13 protein-coding genes are annotated in these 15,345 nt (G+C 36.3%); 6 read left to right on the top strand and 7 right to left on the bottom strand.

What is annotated here, in order from left to right:
• Positions 1-50 precede the first annotated feature (50 nt).
• From murC to cls, 4 genes are all read right to left on the bottom strand, one after another.
• Positions 51-1,388: a UDP-N-acetylmuramate--L-alanine ligase gene (gene murC, locus C8J95_RS12100; protein ID WP_107808558.1), complete on the bottom strand. Its 1,338-nt coding sequence runs from the start codon at positions 1,386-1,388 to the stop codon at positions 51-53.
• A gap of 15 nt (positions 1,389-1,403) precedes the next feature.
• The gene (locus C8J95_RS12095; protein WP_059324085.1) at positions 1,404-2,222 is read right to left on the bottom strand and encodes a 1-acyl-sn-glycerol-3-phosphate acyltransferase; all 819 of its coding nucleotides are present in this window, start codon (positions 2,220-2,222) and stop codon (positions 1,404-1,406) included.
• Positions 2,223-2,283: 61 nt separating this feature from the next.
• The gene (locus tag C8J95_RS12090) at positions 2,284-2,910 is read right to left on the bottom strand and encodes a CoA pyrophosphatase (protein ID WP_107808557.1); all 627 of its coding nucleotides are present in this window, start codon (positions 2,908-2,910) and stop codon (positions 2,284-2,286) included.
• Positions 2,911-3,035: 125 nt separating this feature from the next.
• Positions 3,036-4,514 carry a cardiolipin synthase gene (cls, locus tag C8J95_RS12085; protein ID WP_107808556.1) on the bottom strand — a complete coding sequence of 493 codons (1,479 nt, stop codon included), beginning with the start codon at positions 4,512-4,514 and terminating at the stop codon, positions 3,036-3,038.
• Between the two features lie 94 nt (positions 4,515-4,608).
• Between cls and C8J95_RS12080 the strand changes: the two genes are divergently transcribed.
• Positions 4,609-5,181: an NfeD family protein gene (locus C8J95_RS12080; protein ID WP_107808555.1), complete on the top strand. Its 573-nt coding sequence runs from the start codon at positions 4,609-4,611 to the stop codon at positions 5,179-5,181.
• Between the two features lie 4 nt (positions 5,182-5,185).
• Positions 5,186-6,775: a flotillin family protein gene (locus C8J95_RS12075; RefSeq protein WP_107808554.1), complete on the top strand. Its 1,590-nt coding sequence runs from the start codon at positions 5,186-5,188 to the stop codon at positions 6,773-6,775.
• Between the two features lie 57 nt (positions 6,776-6,832).
• On the opposite strand, the gene C8J95_RS12070 is transcribed toward C8J95_RS12075, so the two are convergent.
• The 3 genes from C8J95_RS12070 to C8J95_RS12060 all read right to left on the bottom strand — a co-directional run bounded on the left by C8J95_RS12070 (position 6,833) and on the right by C8J95_RS12060 (position 9,801).
• On the bottom strand, positions 6,833-7,633 hold the full coding sequence (locus C8J95_RS12070) for an endonuclease/exonuclease/phosphatase family protein (protein ID WP_107808553.1): 801 nt from the start codon (positions 7,631-7,633) through the stop codon (positions 6,833-6,835).
• Between the two features lie 92 nt (positions 7,634-7,725).
• On the bottom strand, positions 7,726-9,282 hold the full coding sequence (locus C8J95_RS12065; RefSeq protein ID WP_045180483.1) for a ribonuclease E/G: 1,557 nt from the start codon (positions 9,280-9,282) through the stop codon (positions 7,726-7,728).
• A 222-nt stretch (positions 9,283-9,504) separates the two neighbouring features.
• Positions 9,505-9,801, bottom strand: coding sequence for an HU family DNA-binding protein (locus C8J95_RS12060; RefSeq protein ID WP_009085358.1), 297 nt, complete (start codon positions 9,799-9,801; stop codon positions 9,505-9,507).
• A gap of 47 nt (positions 9,802-9,848) precedes the next feature.
• Between C8J95_RS12060 and mutY the strand changes: the two genes are divergently transcribed.
• The 4 genes from mutY (at position 9,849) to C8J95_RS12040 (ending at position 15,270) form a co-directional block, all read left to right on the top strand.
• Positions 9,849-10,880: an A/G-specific adenine glycosylase gene (mutY, locus tag C8J95_RS12055; protein WP_107808552.1), complete on the top strand. Its 1,032-nt coding sequence runs from the start codon at positions 9,849-9,851 to the stop codon at positions 10,878-10,880.
• Between the two features lie 146 nt (positions 10,881-11,026).
• Positions 11,027-11,947, top strand: a complete 921-nt coding sequence (locus tag C8J95_RS12050) for a PfkB family carbohydrate kinase (RefSeq protein WP_107808551.1) — start codon at positions 11,027-11,029, stop codon at positions 11,945-11,947.
• Between the two features lie 42 nt (positions 11,948-11,989).
• A complete protein-coding gene (locus tag C8J95_RS12045) occupies positions 11,990-13,831 on the top strand; it encodes a peptidyl-prolyl cis-trans isomerase (RefSeq protein ID WP_107808550.1) in 1,842 nt (613 codons plus the stop codon).
• A gap of 65 nt (positions 13,832-13,896) precedes the next feature.
• Positions 13,897-15,270, top strand: coding sequence for a peptidylprolyl isomerase (locus tag C8J95_RS12040; RefSeq protein WP_107808549.1), 1,374 nt, complete (start codon positions 13,897-13,899; stop codon positions 15,268-15,270).
• Positions 15,271-15,345: the final 75 nt, after the last annotated feature.

Raw genomic sequence — 15,345 nt, 5'->3', positions numbered from 1 at the left:
ACGCCCTGATTCAAAGGAATCAGGGCGTTTGTATGTATTATAAGTTGTACTTATTTTGTTAAGTCCAAACCTCCAAAGTTACCGGAGCTCATCATCATATAGACTCCGTCAGTTTTGTCAAGTGTATCCCAATAAGAATGAAGATCCTCGGCATTGGTGAATACTTTTAAATCAGAATTTTTAAAAGAATCTTTAATCATCTCCGGAGAAATAGGCTCCATTCTTTTTATTTTCAGTGCATCTTCTGAATAGAATACTATAGCTTCTTCAACACCGTTCATAGAGCCTTCATATTGTTCCAGGAAAGCAGGATTAAGGCTGCTGTAGGTATGCAGTTCCAGAAAAGCATGCTTTTTTTGTTTAGGGAATTGCTCTATAAATGCTTTCACAGATGCTTTTACCTTAGAAGGTGCATGGGCGAAATCTTTATAAAGAGTACCTCCATCTGCTCTTCCTACTTTTTCCAATCTTTTAGATGCCCCTTTAAAGCTCATAATAGCATCATAGAACTCTTCTTCCATAATGCCTAATTGCTGGCATATAAGACGCGCTCCTTCCATATTCAGAAGGTTGTGCTGCCCGAAAACAGATAAAGGAATATGACCAATGCTGGTGATAAGATTTACCACTCCGTTTACAATCTCATATTCTGGTGTTTTGTAAGGTAATTTGCGGAAATAATTCTCTGCAGCGTCTACTACCTTTACCACCTCTTCATCTTCCTCGTTATATACCAACACGCCTCCCGGAGTTATGGTCGCAACAAATCTTCGGAACTGTTCTATATAGTCGTCAAATGTTTTGAATACATTAATATGATCCCATGCAATACCACTCATTAGCGCTATGTTAGGCTGGTACAATAAGAATTTTGAACGGGGATCTAAAGTAGAAGAAAGATATTCATCTCCCTCTAAAATCATAAAGTCATTGTCTTTAGTAAGCTTTACCATTACATCGAAACCTTCCAGCTGTGCGCCAACCATGTAGTCTACATCTTTCTGATGAAAGTGCAGTACATGAAGAATCATAGAAGTAATAGTTGTTTTACCATGAGAACCACCAATTACAACACGTGTCTTATTTTTGGACTGCTCATACAGAAACTCAGGATATGAATAGATTTTTAGGCCTAGCTCCTTTGCTCTGGCTAATTCCGGATTATCTGCATGTGCATGCATCCCCAGAATTACAGCATCGGTATCGGCTGATAATTTTTCCGGAAACCAGCCCATTTCATTTGGCAAAATTCCTCGTTTGTCAAGACGGGTTTTCGATGGTTCAAAGATCGCATCATCGGAACCTGTCACATGGTAACCTTTTTCTTTTAGGGCAATAGCAAGGTTGTGCATAGCGCTGCCTCCTATAGCAATGAAATGGATGTTCATAAATTTATTGTGGTTTTATTCACCTTCATTTTTGTTTTGCTGCTTTTCGGCATTCTTTTTAGCAACAATTTCCTGATCGTATTCATGGAGAACATTGTGTTCCGGAGTCTGCTCAATAGCATGCATGATTTTGCTCAGGATATCAGCAGCACTGTCATTATCATAATCTATATCCAGTGCAGGTTTAAATTGTAAGGTTGGTTCTATACCTGTTACTTTTATTTTTAAGCCTTTTTTATCAAAAGCCCTGCGGAAACCATTAATTTTAATAGGAATAACGATAGGTCTTTGATTTTTAATCAACTTTGCGGTACCTTTTCTTCCCTGTGCAAATGCAGAAGTAGTCCCTTGTGGGAAGGTAACAACCCAGCCATTATCCAAAGCTTTCATGATATTTTCTACTTCGCTAAGGTCTACCATTCTGTTTACCGCTTTTCCTTCAGCTCTCCAGGTTCTTTTAACGGTTACAGCACCCGCAAGTTTAAAGATTCTTGCCAGGATACCATTGTTCATGGTTTCTTCAGCAGCTACATAGTAGAAATCAATCTTAGGGTTTAGCAGGTAAACCGGATTTTTAATTGTATTGATATAGCCATTGTTCACGCTGCAAAAAACGTGGTACATTGCTGCAACATCGGCGAAATAGGTTTGGTGATTCGATACAAATAGTACATTTGTTTTAGGCAGGTCTACCAGATTTTCAGAACCACTTATTTTTAATTTGTTGAAGCCGTTAAAACGACGGTATGAGACCATACCGAGTACGAAGATGATGAATCTTTTTAGAAAATAAACATTGCCAAAAGCATCGGTAAATATATTTTTCTTTGCCATTTTTATGCAAATCATACAAAAACCCGGAATGGTTAGTCGGGTTTCATAGTAAAGTGCAAAATTAAACTTTTTTCATTAAGTCTCTAAATTCTGACAAAATCATTGATGTTGCTCCCCAAATAATATAGCCATTGTAGTCAATTACAGGGACTTCTGTTCCTCTTGTAGAAGCCAGTATTTTCATCTCCGGTTTGTCCGGTAAATTGAAAAGTGAGCTTACTGGCATTTCTATAAGTTCCTGTGCTTCAGATTCTTGAAGGAGGAATTTAGGCTTTTTGGCTACCCACGACACATATGCATGGACATAAAAATTACTTGGCGGAACATAAATAGGAGTAAGGGTTTTAATAATTGTCATGCTTTCCATAACAATACCAAGTTCCTCAAAAGTTTCCCGCTTGGCTGTAGTTTCAAAGTTGCCATCGGATTCTTCATATTTTCCGCCAGGCAGGCTTATCTGTCCGCTATGGCGGTCATGCTGATTAACACTTCTTACCATTAGAGGGAAGTACCATTGGTTTTCTTTCGGATATAAAAGAATATTTACAGCGGCCAGTTTAGGGTCCAATGCCATAATCTGGTCTGTTGAAAGTAGAGGGCGATAAGGAGGTGAATATAGCTGATGGGAAACTGTCCCGTCTAATTCTGTTTTTGCAAATCTTTCTATAATATTCGACAATCTTTTCATCCTGTATCTTCTGTTGTATAAAGTTAAATAAAAATAGCGTAACGGGAAAACTTTTCTGGATTGCAGCAACAGAAACAGTATGGCTTAGTTATTACGTATTGAATATTACTCATTGTCCATTAGTACTATAGTAGCGGAGCCAGTAATCTGCATACGGAGGCAAGTCCTCTTTTGAAAACAGAAGTTTTGTTCCACATTTCAATTGTCATAAGGGATGAAACTTTTTTGTCTTCCTCAAACTGCTGATCAAGCTTTTTCAGTACCTCATGATCGTGTACAATAGCATTGATTTCAAAGTTGATCAGAAAGCTTCTGTTGTCCAGATTTACAGTTCCTACATAAGCAAGAGCATCATCTATATTCACTGTTTTAGCATGGAGAAAGCCTTTTTCGTACAGATAAAGTTTTATTCCCCGTTTTAACAGAGGTTTCATAAACGAAAGTGATGCGTTTTGTACAATAAAAGAATCGCCTTCTTTTGGAATCATCATTTCTACTTCAATGCCTTTGGATACAGCAATGGATAAGGCTGTTTTAAAAGAATCAGTAGGAATAAAATAAGGTGTACAAATCTGTACTTTCTTTTTGGCAAGTGTAATCCCTAATATTAAAGATTCCATCGCCGACTGTATTTCATCACCAGGCGCTGTTACTGCAAAACTTACGATGCTGCTGCCTTGTGTATGTGCATACCAATCACAATAATACCTTGGGTCTTCCAATGCATATGGAGCCCCGTCAGTCATCATCCAGCTGAGCCAGAAACGCAGCTGCAAAATATTTACCGAAGCTCCTTTTATCATTACCGAAGCATCGCGCCAGTAAAGCTTGTCAGTATCGGGATGGTTTATGTATTTATCACTGATATTGATTCCGCCTACAAATGCAATGCTGGCATCTACAATCAGTATTTTTCGGTGATTACGGAAGTTAGAGTTTGCCAGTGAGGTGAAATGTACAGGCAGGAAAATCTGAAATTCGATGCCTGTATTCTCGAAGCGCTTGTAATGTTTTGCCAGTGTGGGGGAACCAAAATCATCAATAATCATCCTTACTGTTACACCTTGCTGAGCTTTCTGAATAAGCAATTCTATAATCTCATTGCCTATGTCATCTTCTTCAAAAATATAGTATTCCAGATGAATATGGTCCTTTGCACTACGTATTGCCTCTATAAATTTAGGGAATTTTTCTTCACCATTTATCAGCAGCTCAGTTTCATTATAGAAGCTGGGTGGAGAAATTCTGGTTTTGTTCAGAAACTGATAAACCTGCGCTAGGTCACCGATTTCATTTTCTATATCCAACATGTTTTGCTGTATAGAATCGTTCAGGTTTTTCCATTGGTCCAGAATATATTGCCTTTGCTTTTTATCTATTTTCTTAAAATATTTTTCCCGCTGGAAATCTCTGCCGAAAAAAAAGTAAAGGATAATGCCGATGACCGGTACAAAAACGATGATCATAATCCATGCCAGGGTTTTTGGCGGATTTCTGTTTTCTATGAGTATAGTAACAATAATAACGATGTTGGCTATTGTAAGTGGTACCCAATACCATTTTTCAATAAAAAGCCAGGCTGTGTGCAGGTGTTCGGTAAACATAAAAACAGAAGTTGCTGAATTTTGTTAGTTGAATTTACTAAAATTAATCCACAGAAAATATTATATTTGTTGGAAACACTGAAAAAACATTAATATGCTTGAATTTTTAAACGGATTGGAACCTTTGGAGAAAGGTTTTTGGTATGTAGCGCTGATTAGTAGTGCAATATTTGTCATACAATCAATTATGACTTTTGTTGGCGGACATGATGCCGACGGAATTAATGCTGATTTCAGTGGGGATCTGGATCATGTAGATGCGCCATTTCAGTTTTTCTCATTCCGTAATCTTATCAACTTTATGCTGGGATTCGGCTGGACAGGAGCCGTTTTTTACAATACAATAGGAAATAGGTTTGTATTGATAATTTTGGCGACACTAGTTGGTTGTCTTTTTGTATACCTTTTCTTTCTGATGATTCAGCAGATTATGAAGCTTTCGGAAGATAATACCTTCAATATAGAAAATCTGGTAAATGCCAGCGGGCAGGTTTATATTCCTATTCCTGAAAATATGAATGGAAAAGGAAAGGTGCAGATTAGTGTAAAAGGTGCTCACCACGAGCTGGATGCTATGACAGAGGGAGGTGATAGGCTGACTTCTGGTACTTCCGTTATCGTTGAAAAAATTAAAGACAAAATATTAATCGTTAAGAAATTAAATTAAAAGTATGTTGGGAGAATTTACATTGGTTATTGTAGCAGTAGTTGTACTCTTTGTTACATTTATTGCGCTTATTTCACGCTATAAGCGTTGTCCTTCGGACAAAATTTTAGTCATTTACGGAAGAACAGGGGGCAAATCTGCAAGATGTATTCATGGAGGTGGTGCATTTATCTGGCCGGTAATTCAGGATTTTGCATACCTGGATCTAAAACCTATGTCTATTGAGGCTAACCTTACAAACGCTCTTTCACGTCAGAATATCCGTGTGGATGTTCCATGTCGTTTTACAATCGCTATCAGTACAGAACCTGAGAGTATGGGGAATGCTGCAGAAAGATTGTTGGGGCTTTCGCCTGAACAAATTCAGGAATTGTCTAAAGATATTCTTTTTGGTCAGCTTCGTTTGGTTATTGCAATGATGACAATTGAGGAAATTAACTCGGACAGAGATAAGTTATTGGAGAATATCTCGAATAATGTAGATACCGAATTAAAGAAGATTGGTCTGAAATTAATCAACGTAAACATTACGGATATTAAAGACGAATCCGGTTATATCGAGGCTCTTGGTAAAGAAGCTGCTGCAAAAGCAATAAACGAAGCTAAAGTGAGTGTTGCTGAGCAGGAAAAAATGGGAGAAACTGGTAAAGCAGATGCAGATCGTCAGAAAGATATTCAGATTGCTGAATATAACAGAGACCGTGATGTGAAAATTGCGATTACAAGTAAAGATAAAGAGGTAAGTATTGCAGCGGCAGATAAAGACCAGGCGATTGGTAAAGCTGAAGCAGAAAGAGATGCGAGGATTTCGACCTCAATGGCTAACTCCCTGGCTGTAAGAGGAGAAAATGAGGCTAAAATTACTATTGCAAATTCAGATGCGGAAAGAAGAGAAAGAGAAGCGGAAGCTTTAAAACTGGCTACAGCTGCAGAAAAAGTACAAGCGGCAAAAGCTTTGGAAGAATCTTATGTTGCAGAACAGAAAGCAGAAGCTGCCCGTGCGGAAAGAGAGCGTTCTACACAAAATGCTAATATTGTTGTACCTGCAGAAATTGCCAAACAAAAAGCGATTATTGAGGCAGAGGCTCAGGCAGAAAAAATCAGACTTCAGGCAAAAGGAGAAGCCGATGCTATCTTTGCAAAAATGGATGCTGAGGCAAAAGGTTTATATGAAATCTTAACAAAGCAGGCTGAAGGTTATGATCAGGTTGTTAGAGCAGCAGGTGGTGATACAAATAGTGCATTCCAGTTATTGATCCTGGAGAAATTACCTGAATTGGTTAAAACGCAGGTTGAAGCCGTTAAAGGTATTAAGATTGATAAAGTTACTGTATGGGATGGTAATGGTAACAATGAAAACGGAAATACCTCTACAGCAAACTTTGTATCGGGTATGATGAAATCTGTACCACCATTGAATGATCTTTTCAATATGGCCGGACTAAATCTTCCAAGCTACCTGAAAGGTAAATCTGAAGAGAAAGAAATCGTTAAGATCATTGAACAAAAAACTCAGGATAAAAAGAATTTCGATGATATGAGGGATAAGTCTCAGGATAAAAAAGATGAAGGTCAGAATCCTGAACAGAAATAGAATAATGATTATTAATCATATTAAGGCCGGAGATTACTCCGGCCTTTTTTTATAAAATTAGTTCAGGCTTAGAGTCACCAGAACCGGCATATGGTCTGAAGCATCATTTTTAATAACTTTTACATCTTTTACTTTCCACTTGCTATTTTTATTTAGGAAAATATAATCTAGTCTGTATTTAGGCTTATGATAAGGAAACGTAAGATGAGGATTACCATGCAATATGGCTGCATCATTCATTTTTGCTGTAATTGCTTTGTAAGGTTTGCTATCCGGAGTGATATTGAAATCACCGAGTATAACTGTGGGAATACCCTTAGTTGTAGCAATAGAAGCAACTTGTTTGGCTTGTGCTATACGGTTTTCTTCAAATTCATGGCATAAATGAGTACCTCCGAAAATAATTTTTTGACCATTTGGGAAAGTATGTTGTATAGTAATTAGAGCCCTTTCTTCTCCTCCTTTAGGAATGGGAAGCTGATAAACAGTGGGCTTGTCCGGAAATCGGGATAGAATACCCTCACCATAACCACCATTATCGTAATTCATTGCTTTTCCAAAGTGCCCGTACATTCCTGTTAATTTTGCCAATTCCTGTACCAGATCTTTGCGTATACCATTATTAAATGCTGCAGTTCTTACAGTCATGCTGTCTACTTCCTGCATGGCAACAAAATCGGGTTTGTATTCGTTGATAACAGCTGCAATAGCTTCGAGATTGCTTTCTCCTCTTTCATAGTTTTTTTCGCCATGGTAGATATTGTAGGTAAGTACCTTGATTTCCTGAGCCTGTAGCAGCCCAAAGCAAAATAATAGCAGAAAAGAGCTTGTAATGGCTCTTCTGATTGATTGTGTCATGTTTATTAAGTTTTTAGTATGCCGAAGATAGGAAATTGCTGAAAATAAAGAGCATAAAAAAAAGCTCCGGAATTCCGGAGCTTTGTATTTTTTTAATTAGAGTCACTCATTAACTCTTTCTTTTTCGAATTGTATAAGGCGTATTCCAAATATTTAAAGGAATCGCGAGGGATAACAGTAACCCATTTCTTATAGCGTAAAAACCACTTGTTCTGTATGCTCATTACACCTTTGGTAAGATAAGCTTCTACAAAGGGATGTACATGTAAGTACAATCTTCCTTTTTCATTAGTCAGGAAGCTGCGGATTGCTTCTTCCATCTTTTCTACAGTAACAATAGGGGCTACAATTTCGCCATCTTTGTTAGGGTTTTCCTCTTTAGTTTCGATCTGTTTTTCAGGGCGGACACGCTGTCTTGTAATTTGTATCAGTCCAAATTTACTTGGTGGAAGGATTTTGTGTCTTGCTTTGTCCCGCTTCATTTCTTCCTTCAGATGTTCAAAGAGTTCTTTTCTGTGCTCAGGATCCGTCATGTCAATAAAATCTATAACGATAATACCACCCATATCCCGTAGTCTAAGCTGTCGGGCAATTTCTGTAGCCGCCATTTTATTCACGTTTAGTGCGTGAAGCTTATTGGTCTGACTGGCAGAAATATTGTTTCCTGAATTAACATCTATAACGTGTAAAGCTTCAGTATGTTCAACAACCAGGTAAGCACCTTTTGAGCTTGGGATGTTTACATGTTTGCCAAAGGACTGTTTTAGCTGCTTTTCAACATTATAGTATTCCAGAAGTGGGATGTGAGAATCATAAAGCTGAACAATATTTTTACTTTCCGGAGCTATAACCTCCAAATAGTTTTTCATATCGTTTACCATTTGCTCATCATCGCATATGATATTTACGAAGTCCTGATTAAAGTTGTCCCGAAGTATAGCAGAAGCTTTGTCTTCTTCGCTCAGAACTTTAGACGGAACTTTATTTTTCTGAATGTTTTTGAAACAGCTTTCCCATTTGGTAATTAGCTGGTTCATATCATTATGCAGTTCTGCTACTTTTTTTCCTTCAGCAACGGTACGGATTATAACTCCGAAACCTTCCGGTCTTATGCTTTCAATAAGCATCTTCAGACGCTCTTTTTCCTGATTGTTTTTAATCTTTTTGGAAATAGAAACTTTGTTGTCGAATGGAATTAGTACCAGAAAACGTCCGGTTAAGGAAATCTGTGTAGAAATCCGCGGACCTTTGGTAGAAATTGGCTCTTTAGTGATTTGTAAAAGTACACTGTCTCCGGCCGCTAAAACTTTGTCTATAGTACCGTCTTTGGGAATTTCCTTTTGTACGGCAAAGTTTTTCAGACTGGAGTTCTGTTGTTTTTTAGAAATAGTATCTTTTACAAATTTCTGATAGGAAAGAATCTGTGGTCCCAAATCCAGATAATGCAAAAAAGCATCCTTTTCGTAACCTATACTTACGAAAGCTGCATTTAAATTGGGAGCGAGTTTTTTTATTTTACCCAGAAAAAGATCACCTACTACAAACTGATTGTTCTGTTCTTCCTGATGTAGTTCGAACAAACGACCATCTTCCAGCAGGGCTATTTTAGAGGTGTCATCTTCATGTGAAATAATCAGTTCTTTCTTCATAAAATATGGTTATGACTAACCGTTTATAAAATAAAAATATAGCTAGTGAAGATAATAAATAAAACACTAACTATATTATATTTTATTAAAAAACTAAAAAAGATTATTTTTTCTTTTTGTGTCTATTTAATCTTCTTCTTTTTTTTCTCTTGTGAGTCGCTACCTTGTGTCTCTTTCTTTTTTTTCCGCTAGGCATAGTTTAAAAATTTTTATTAATAACAATTATTTATTTTCTACTTTCACTTTAGTTTTTACTTTCTCAGCAAACATTTTTGAAGGTTTGAAAGAAGGGATATTGTGTGCCGGGATTTCGATAGCTGTATTCTTAGAAATGTTTCTACCAGTCTTTGCAGCACGAGTTTTAATAACAAAAGATCCAAAACCTCTTAAATAAACGTTATCGTTGTTATAAAGAGAAGTTTTGATTTCCTGCATAAACGCTTCAATAACTTTCTGCGTATCATTCTTTTCTACCCCTAGTTTATTGGAGATGGTGTTCACCAATTCAGCTTTTGTCATTTTCGAATTTTGTTTTTATTTTTGGACTGCAAAGATAAAATATTTTTTTGAAAAATAATATAGAAAAAGCTTATTTCCTGAAACTTACCCGAAAAATTCTTTCCTGGTATAATCTCCACAGCCGTAATTTGCCGTGGCGGGAAACCCAAAAACCATATAATATATGGATATCAGAAATCATTCTTCAGCAGACGAGAGTTGAGCAGGGATGGAATCATTACGTCAATTTTATAAAAAGGTTTCCGACTGTAAAAGAACTACATGAGGCCGAAAATGACGAAGTCTTGTTGTATTGGAAAGGCTTGGGATATTATTCCCGAGCACTCAATCTGCATAAAGCTTCTCATCAGATTATAGAAGAACATAACGGAGAGTTTCCTGATACATTTGCTGGTCTTCAGAATTTGAAAGGAGTCGGAAAATATACAGCAGCTGCTATTGCCAGCATTAGTTACGGAGAAAGAGTGCCAGCTATAGATGGTAACTTTTATCGTGTTTTTTCCAGAATATTAGCCGATGATTTCGATATAGCCTCACCTAAAGCATATTCTTATTTCTACGAACTGATCTTACCATTTGTAGATAAAGATCGTCCGGGTGATTTTAATCAGGCCGTTATGGATATTGGTTCTCAGGTTTGTAAACCAAAGAATCCTGATTGTCCAAATTGTCCGGTAAATGAAGAATGTCTGGCTTATGCCACAAACCGAATACAGGAGTTACCTGTTAAATCGAAAAAAGTAAAAGTAGAGATACTGGATCTGCATTATTATTTTGTGAAGTATGGAGAATATTTTCTGATCAGGCAGCGTGATGAAAGTTTTATATGGAAAAAACTCTATGAATTTCCGGATAAAATTCCGGATGAATTAAAAGATTGTATTGTCATTGAAAAAACTGTACAGCATAAGCTTACCCATAAAACACTGAATATAACATTCAGCAGGGTAGAGCCAGGGGACGAAAAGAGTTTCGAGGAGCTTCGTGCTAATGGTAATTATGTAATTGTTGATGTAGAACAGTCTCATCAAAAATCTTTTCCTAAACCATTAGAGAATATTATTAAGGAATGGGATTAGTTTTTTTACAACGATAATTATAAAATAGCTATTTTTGCCGGATGCTTAAAAAAATAAGTTCTTTTTGCAGTTTTATTTATCATTAAAAGATTGCATACGAGACTTATGAGAAAAAATATTAAAACAAAATTTTAGAATAATAGAAAATGAAACTTCTTTCAGTAGGTACTGTAGCTTTTGATGCTATCGAAACACCATTTGGTAAAACAGATAAAATATTAGGCGGAGCAGCAACTTATATCGGATTGGCAGCTTCTGTTCTTGACACTGATGTACATTTGGTTTCAGTTGTAGGAGGCGACTTTCCTGATGAATATCTGGACATGATGAAGGGGAAAAATATCAATGTAGATGGCGTTGAAGTTGTTGAAGGTGGTAAAACTTTTTTCTGGGCAGGTAAATATCATAATGATCTGAATACCCGCGATACCTTGGCTACTGAGCTAAATGTATTAGAAAATTTCGATCCAAAGATTCCTGAAGGTGGAGCTGATGCAGAGATATTGATGCTTGGAAACTTGCATCCTGCAGTTCAACTGGCAGTTTTGGAAAGAATGAAAGAGCGTCCAAAATTAGTTGTTTTGGATACAATGAATTTCTGGATGGATCTTACATGGGATTTGCTAATGGATGTTATTGCTAAAACAGATGTTATTACGATCAATGATGAGGAGGCAAGACAATTGTCTGGAGAATATTCTTTAGTAAAAGCAGCTAAAAAAATTCATGCTTTAGGTCCTAAATATGTAATCATTAAGAAAGGAGAGCATGGAGCTCTTCTTTTCGAAGACGGAAAAGTATTTGCTATTCCTGCTTTATTATTAGAGGATGTTTTCGATCCTACAGGAGCCGGAGATACTTTTGCCGGAGGATTTGTGGCTCATCTTGCTAAATGCGAGAAGTTTGATTTCGAAAGCATGAAAACAGCTCTTATTGTGGGAAGTGCTTTGGCTTCATTTACAGTAGAACAATTCGGAACAGAAAAAATACAGACTGTAACTCCTGCAATGCTTAAAGAAAGAATTAAGCAATTTAAAGAACTAACAACATTTGAAGAACTGGTTTAATTACCGGTTTTTCAGGTTTTATTAAATACTTACATCAGATACATGAAAACTAAATCTTTAATCTCCCTGCTAACTATAGCTGCAGCGCATTTAGGCTTTGCACAAAGCATTGTTATTAATAATGATGCAATGCCTGTTGCAAAATTTTCAAAAGAATATGAAGCGGGACTGAAGAATCAGGGAATAGATCAAACAATTGATTCCTATATTAATTTTAAACTGATTCAGGATTTCTCTAGATCGCTAAAGGCGGATACAACGCAGAACTTCAGAGCTCAGATTGGTACGCGTCTTAACGAATTAAAGAAAGAAAGCTATTATCCAAAGGAATTAGAAACTAAGTTCCTAAATGATTATATGGCTGCCAGTCAAAAAGAAAAGCAGGTTCAGGTTTTCTTTGCTAAAAAAGAAGAGGGAGTAAAGAAAGATTTTCAAAAGATTTATAATGATGTAAGGTTAGGAAAAATGACCATGGATCAGGCAATCCAGACAGAAGCAAAAGGAGACGCTAAGCCTTTGTATATTAAAGCTGGTGTATTGAGCGCTGAACTGGAAGCTGATGTACAAAAACTTTCTATAGGAGGTTATTCGAAATTAATTGATACTCCGGATAATGTAATGTTCGTAAAGGTTGTAGGAGAAAGACCTTCTTTAGGATATCTTATTTTCGGAACATTATCGTATCCTAATGATGCAAATGCAGAAAAAGCAAAAACCGAAATTTATAAAGCTTTAGCTTCTGGTAAAAAGTTTAATGAGGTTACTGCGGAATTCGGAAGTAATGATAATGAGAAAAAGAATGGTGGTGTTGTAATGGGATCTCCTGTTTTACCGGAGGAAGCTTATGCACAACTAAAAACTCTTAAAGAGGGTGATTATACAAAAACACCTATTCTGATTGAGAATAAATGGTTTATATTCAATATTTATTCAAAGAGACCTTATCAGATAACTCCGGATACAAAAGAGTTTTTCTTCACGGATATGATGAACTCTCAGTACGGAAATGCTTTTTATGATGCATTTATAGATAAACTGAAGAAATCTCCAGGCTTCAAAGAATCCGGATCTGCAGGTAAAGCAAAAGCTTCTTATGCAGAATTTAAAAAACTGATGAACGATAAAGAGGCGTTGTATACATACAATGGGCAACAGTTTACTGTAGGAGATTTCAAAACCCAGATCAAAGATCATACTGCTGATGTCGAAAAAATGGACAATAAGAAATGGGGACAGCTGGTAGATATGATGGGCAGAAATTTCCTGATGAGAGCCTATACCGTTGAATTCGAAAACAGACCTGAAGTTAAAAATCAGCTTGATGATATTAAGAAGAATCTGTATTCCAATTTTTTCTATGCGGAATATCTGAAAAAAGAAATTTCACTTCATCCTGAATGGACTGCTGATTATTATAATAAGCATAAAGATCAGTTTAAAAAAGAAGCAGCGGCTAAAGGAAGAGTTGTTATCCCAGGTAATGAAGCGGATGTTGATAAATTTGTAAAAGCAATAAAAAATCCAGCTGATTGGGAAAAATTGCAGGCAGAATACAAAGGGAAGACAAACGATAAAAAACAACCTCTGGCGAACTTTAATGAAGGTGAGATGGTAGAGTCTGCGGAAGTTTTCAAAAAATATAATGTCCCTTTCAAAACGGGTGTTTATACTGCTAAAATAGGTGGAAGAACTCTTGTTATTGCAAACGATGAAATTCTTCCGGCGGGAGTTATGGCTCAGAAAGAAGCTGAAGAATCAGGTGAGCTTGAAGAACTGGTTACATCTGAGCAAATTAAAAAGATTCTTGCAGATTTAAAATCTAAGGCAAAGATTACAATCGAACCCGGATTTGTATCTGCACTACAAAAGAATTTTAAGAAATAATTATAATAAAAAATAAGGTTTAATTCGGGCAGAATTCTAATTTTGCACCATTATAAAAAATAGATATGACAAAAAACTTTCGTTTTTTCTTTATCCTTAGTTTCCTTGTAACCACTTTTGCGGGTACACTACTAAAAGCTCAGTTAAAACAGGGACAATTAGTCGATGGTATTGCTGCGGTAATTGGTAATGAGATTGTTTTGGAATCTGATATTGAAGAATACATCAACATGTCCAAACAACAAGGATCGCCGGTAGGGGATAAATGTGAAATTATAGAGAGTATTATTCACAATAAACTTTTGCTTTTTCATGCAAAAAAAGATACCCTTATTCAGAACAGAAGTAAAGAATTAAAAGCTGATGCGGATAACAGATTCCAGCAAATGCTTTCTGGTTTCCCTTCTGAAAAAGATATGCTTGCTGCTTATAAATACCGTACAGCATACGAATTTAAAGCAGCTATTGAGAAGATCTCTTCTGAGCAATACTATCAGGGTGAAAAATATAAATTGATCACAAAAGGCGTGGATATTACACCAAGTGAAGTTTCCGCTTTTTATGATACTTATAAAACTCAGTTGCCGCAGGTAAATGATGAAGTTAAGCTAAGCAGAATCATCATGTATCCTAAACTAACAGATGCTCATAAACAGGAGATTATTGATAAGCTAAAGAAGATAAAAGCTGCCATTCAGGGTGGTGAATCTTTTGAAAATCAAGCAAGAATTTATTCTGAAGACCCAGGTTCGGCTTCTAATGGAGGTCTTATTAATAATGTTGCAAAAGGGATGATGGTTAAGCCATTTGAAGCTGCAGCACTAAACCTTCAGGAAGGAGAGATTTCTGATCCTGTAGAAACTGAATATGGTTACCATATTATTCAGCTGATTAAAAAGTCTGGTAAAATCTACGATGTAAGACATATTCTTATTGCCAGTACACCGAATGCAGAGGAAATAAAAGCTGCTAAAGCTGAATTGCAAAAAGTTAAAGCACAGATTGTTGATGGTACCATTTCATTTAAAGATGCTGCTTTAAAGTATTCTGATGATAAATCTACCAAGTTTAATGCTGGTGTAATGACTGGTCAGGATGGTTCTGATAATCTTGAGAAAACAAAAATGGATCCTGTAGATGCTTACCAGATCGCAGGTCTTAATAAAGGTGATATTACTGAGCCTTATGAAATTGAAGAAGGACAAAATAAGAAAAAAGCAATTGAGTTAATCCAAATTAACGAGATTGTACCTGCGCACACGCTGGATATTACAACAGACTATGAACGTATAAAGTCTATAGCCCTGAACCAGAAAAAAGGAAATATTGTAGATCAGTGGATTAAATCTAAACTACCAGATACTTTTATTTCTATCAATAACAGATATAAAGACTGTAAATTTAAAACAGACTGGAAGAGAGAATCTTTAATGAAATAAAGAGATCAATAAACTAAAATATAAAAACCTGTAGCGAATGTTACAGGTTTTTTATTTACAGCCAATTTCAATATA

Origin of the sequence: Elizabethkingia sp. YR214, from assembly GCF_003058195.1 — a bacterium.
In the GTDB taxonomy this organism is placed as follows: domain Bacteria; phylum Bacteroidota; class Bacteroidia; order Flavobacteriales; family Weeksellaceae; genus Elizabethkingia.
This window is presented reverse-complemented; position numbering and strand designations above follow the sequence as displayed.

Excerpts from the sequence above, each read along its gene's own strand:
- murC (WP_107808558.1), bottom strand. The coding sequence starts at position 1,388 with ATGAACATCCATTTCATTGCTATAGGAGGCAGCGCTATGCACAACCTT.
- C8J95_RS12095 (WP_059324085.1), bottom strand. The coding sequence starts at position 2,222 with ATGGCAAAGAAAAATATATTTACCGATGCTTTTGGCAATGTTTATTTT.
- C8J95_RS12090 (WP_107808557.1), bottom strand. The coding sequence starts at position 2,910 with ATGAAAAGATTGTCGAATATTATAGAAAGATTTGCAAAAACAGAATTA.
- cls (WP_107808556.1), bottom strand. The coding sequence starts at position 4,514 with ATGTTTACCGAACACCTGCACACAGCCTGGCTTTTTATTGAAAAATGG.
- C8J95_RS12080 (WP_107808555.1), top strand. The coding sequence starts at position 4,609 with ATGCTTGAATTTTTAAACGGATTGGAACCTTTGGAGAAAGGTTTTTGG.
- C8J95_RS12075 (WP_107808554.1), top strand. The coding sequence starts at position 5,186 with ATGTTGGGAGAATTTACATTGGTTATTGTAGCAGTAGTTGTACTCTTT.
- C8J95_RS12070 (WP_107808553.1), bottom strand. The coding sequence starts at position 7,633 with ATGACACAATCAATCAGAAGAGCCATTACAAGCTCTTTTCTGCTATTA.
- C8J95_RS12065 (WP_045180483.1), bottom strand. The coding sequence starts at position 9,282 with ATGAAGAAAGAACTGATTATTTCACATGAAGATGACACCTCTAAAATA.
- C8J95_RS12060 (WP_009085358.1), bottom strand. The coding sequence starts at position 9,801 with ATGACAAAAGCTGAATTGGTGAACACCATCTCCAATAAACTAGGGGTA.
- C8J95_RS12050 (WP_107808551.1), top strand. The coding sequence starts at position 11,027 with ATGAAACTTCTTTCAGTAGGTACTGTAGCTTTTGATGCTATCGAAACA.
- C8J95_RS12045 (WP_107808550.1), top strand. The coding sequence starts at position 11,990 with ATGAAAACTAAATCTTTAATCTCCCTGCTAACTATAGCTGCAGCGCAT.
- C8J95_RS12040 (WP_107808549.1), top strand. The coding sequence starts at position 13,897 with ATGACAAAAAACTTTCGTTTTTTCTTTATCCTTAGTTTCCTTGTAACC.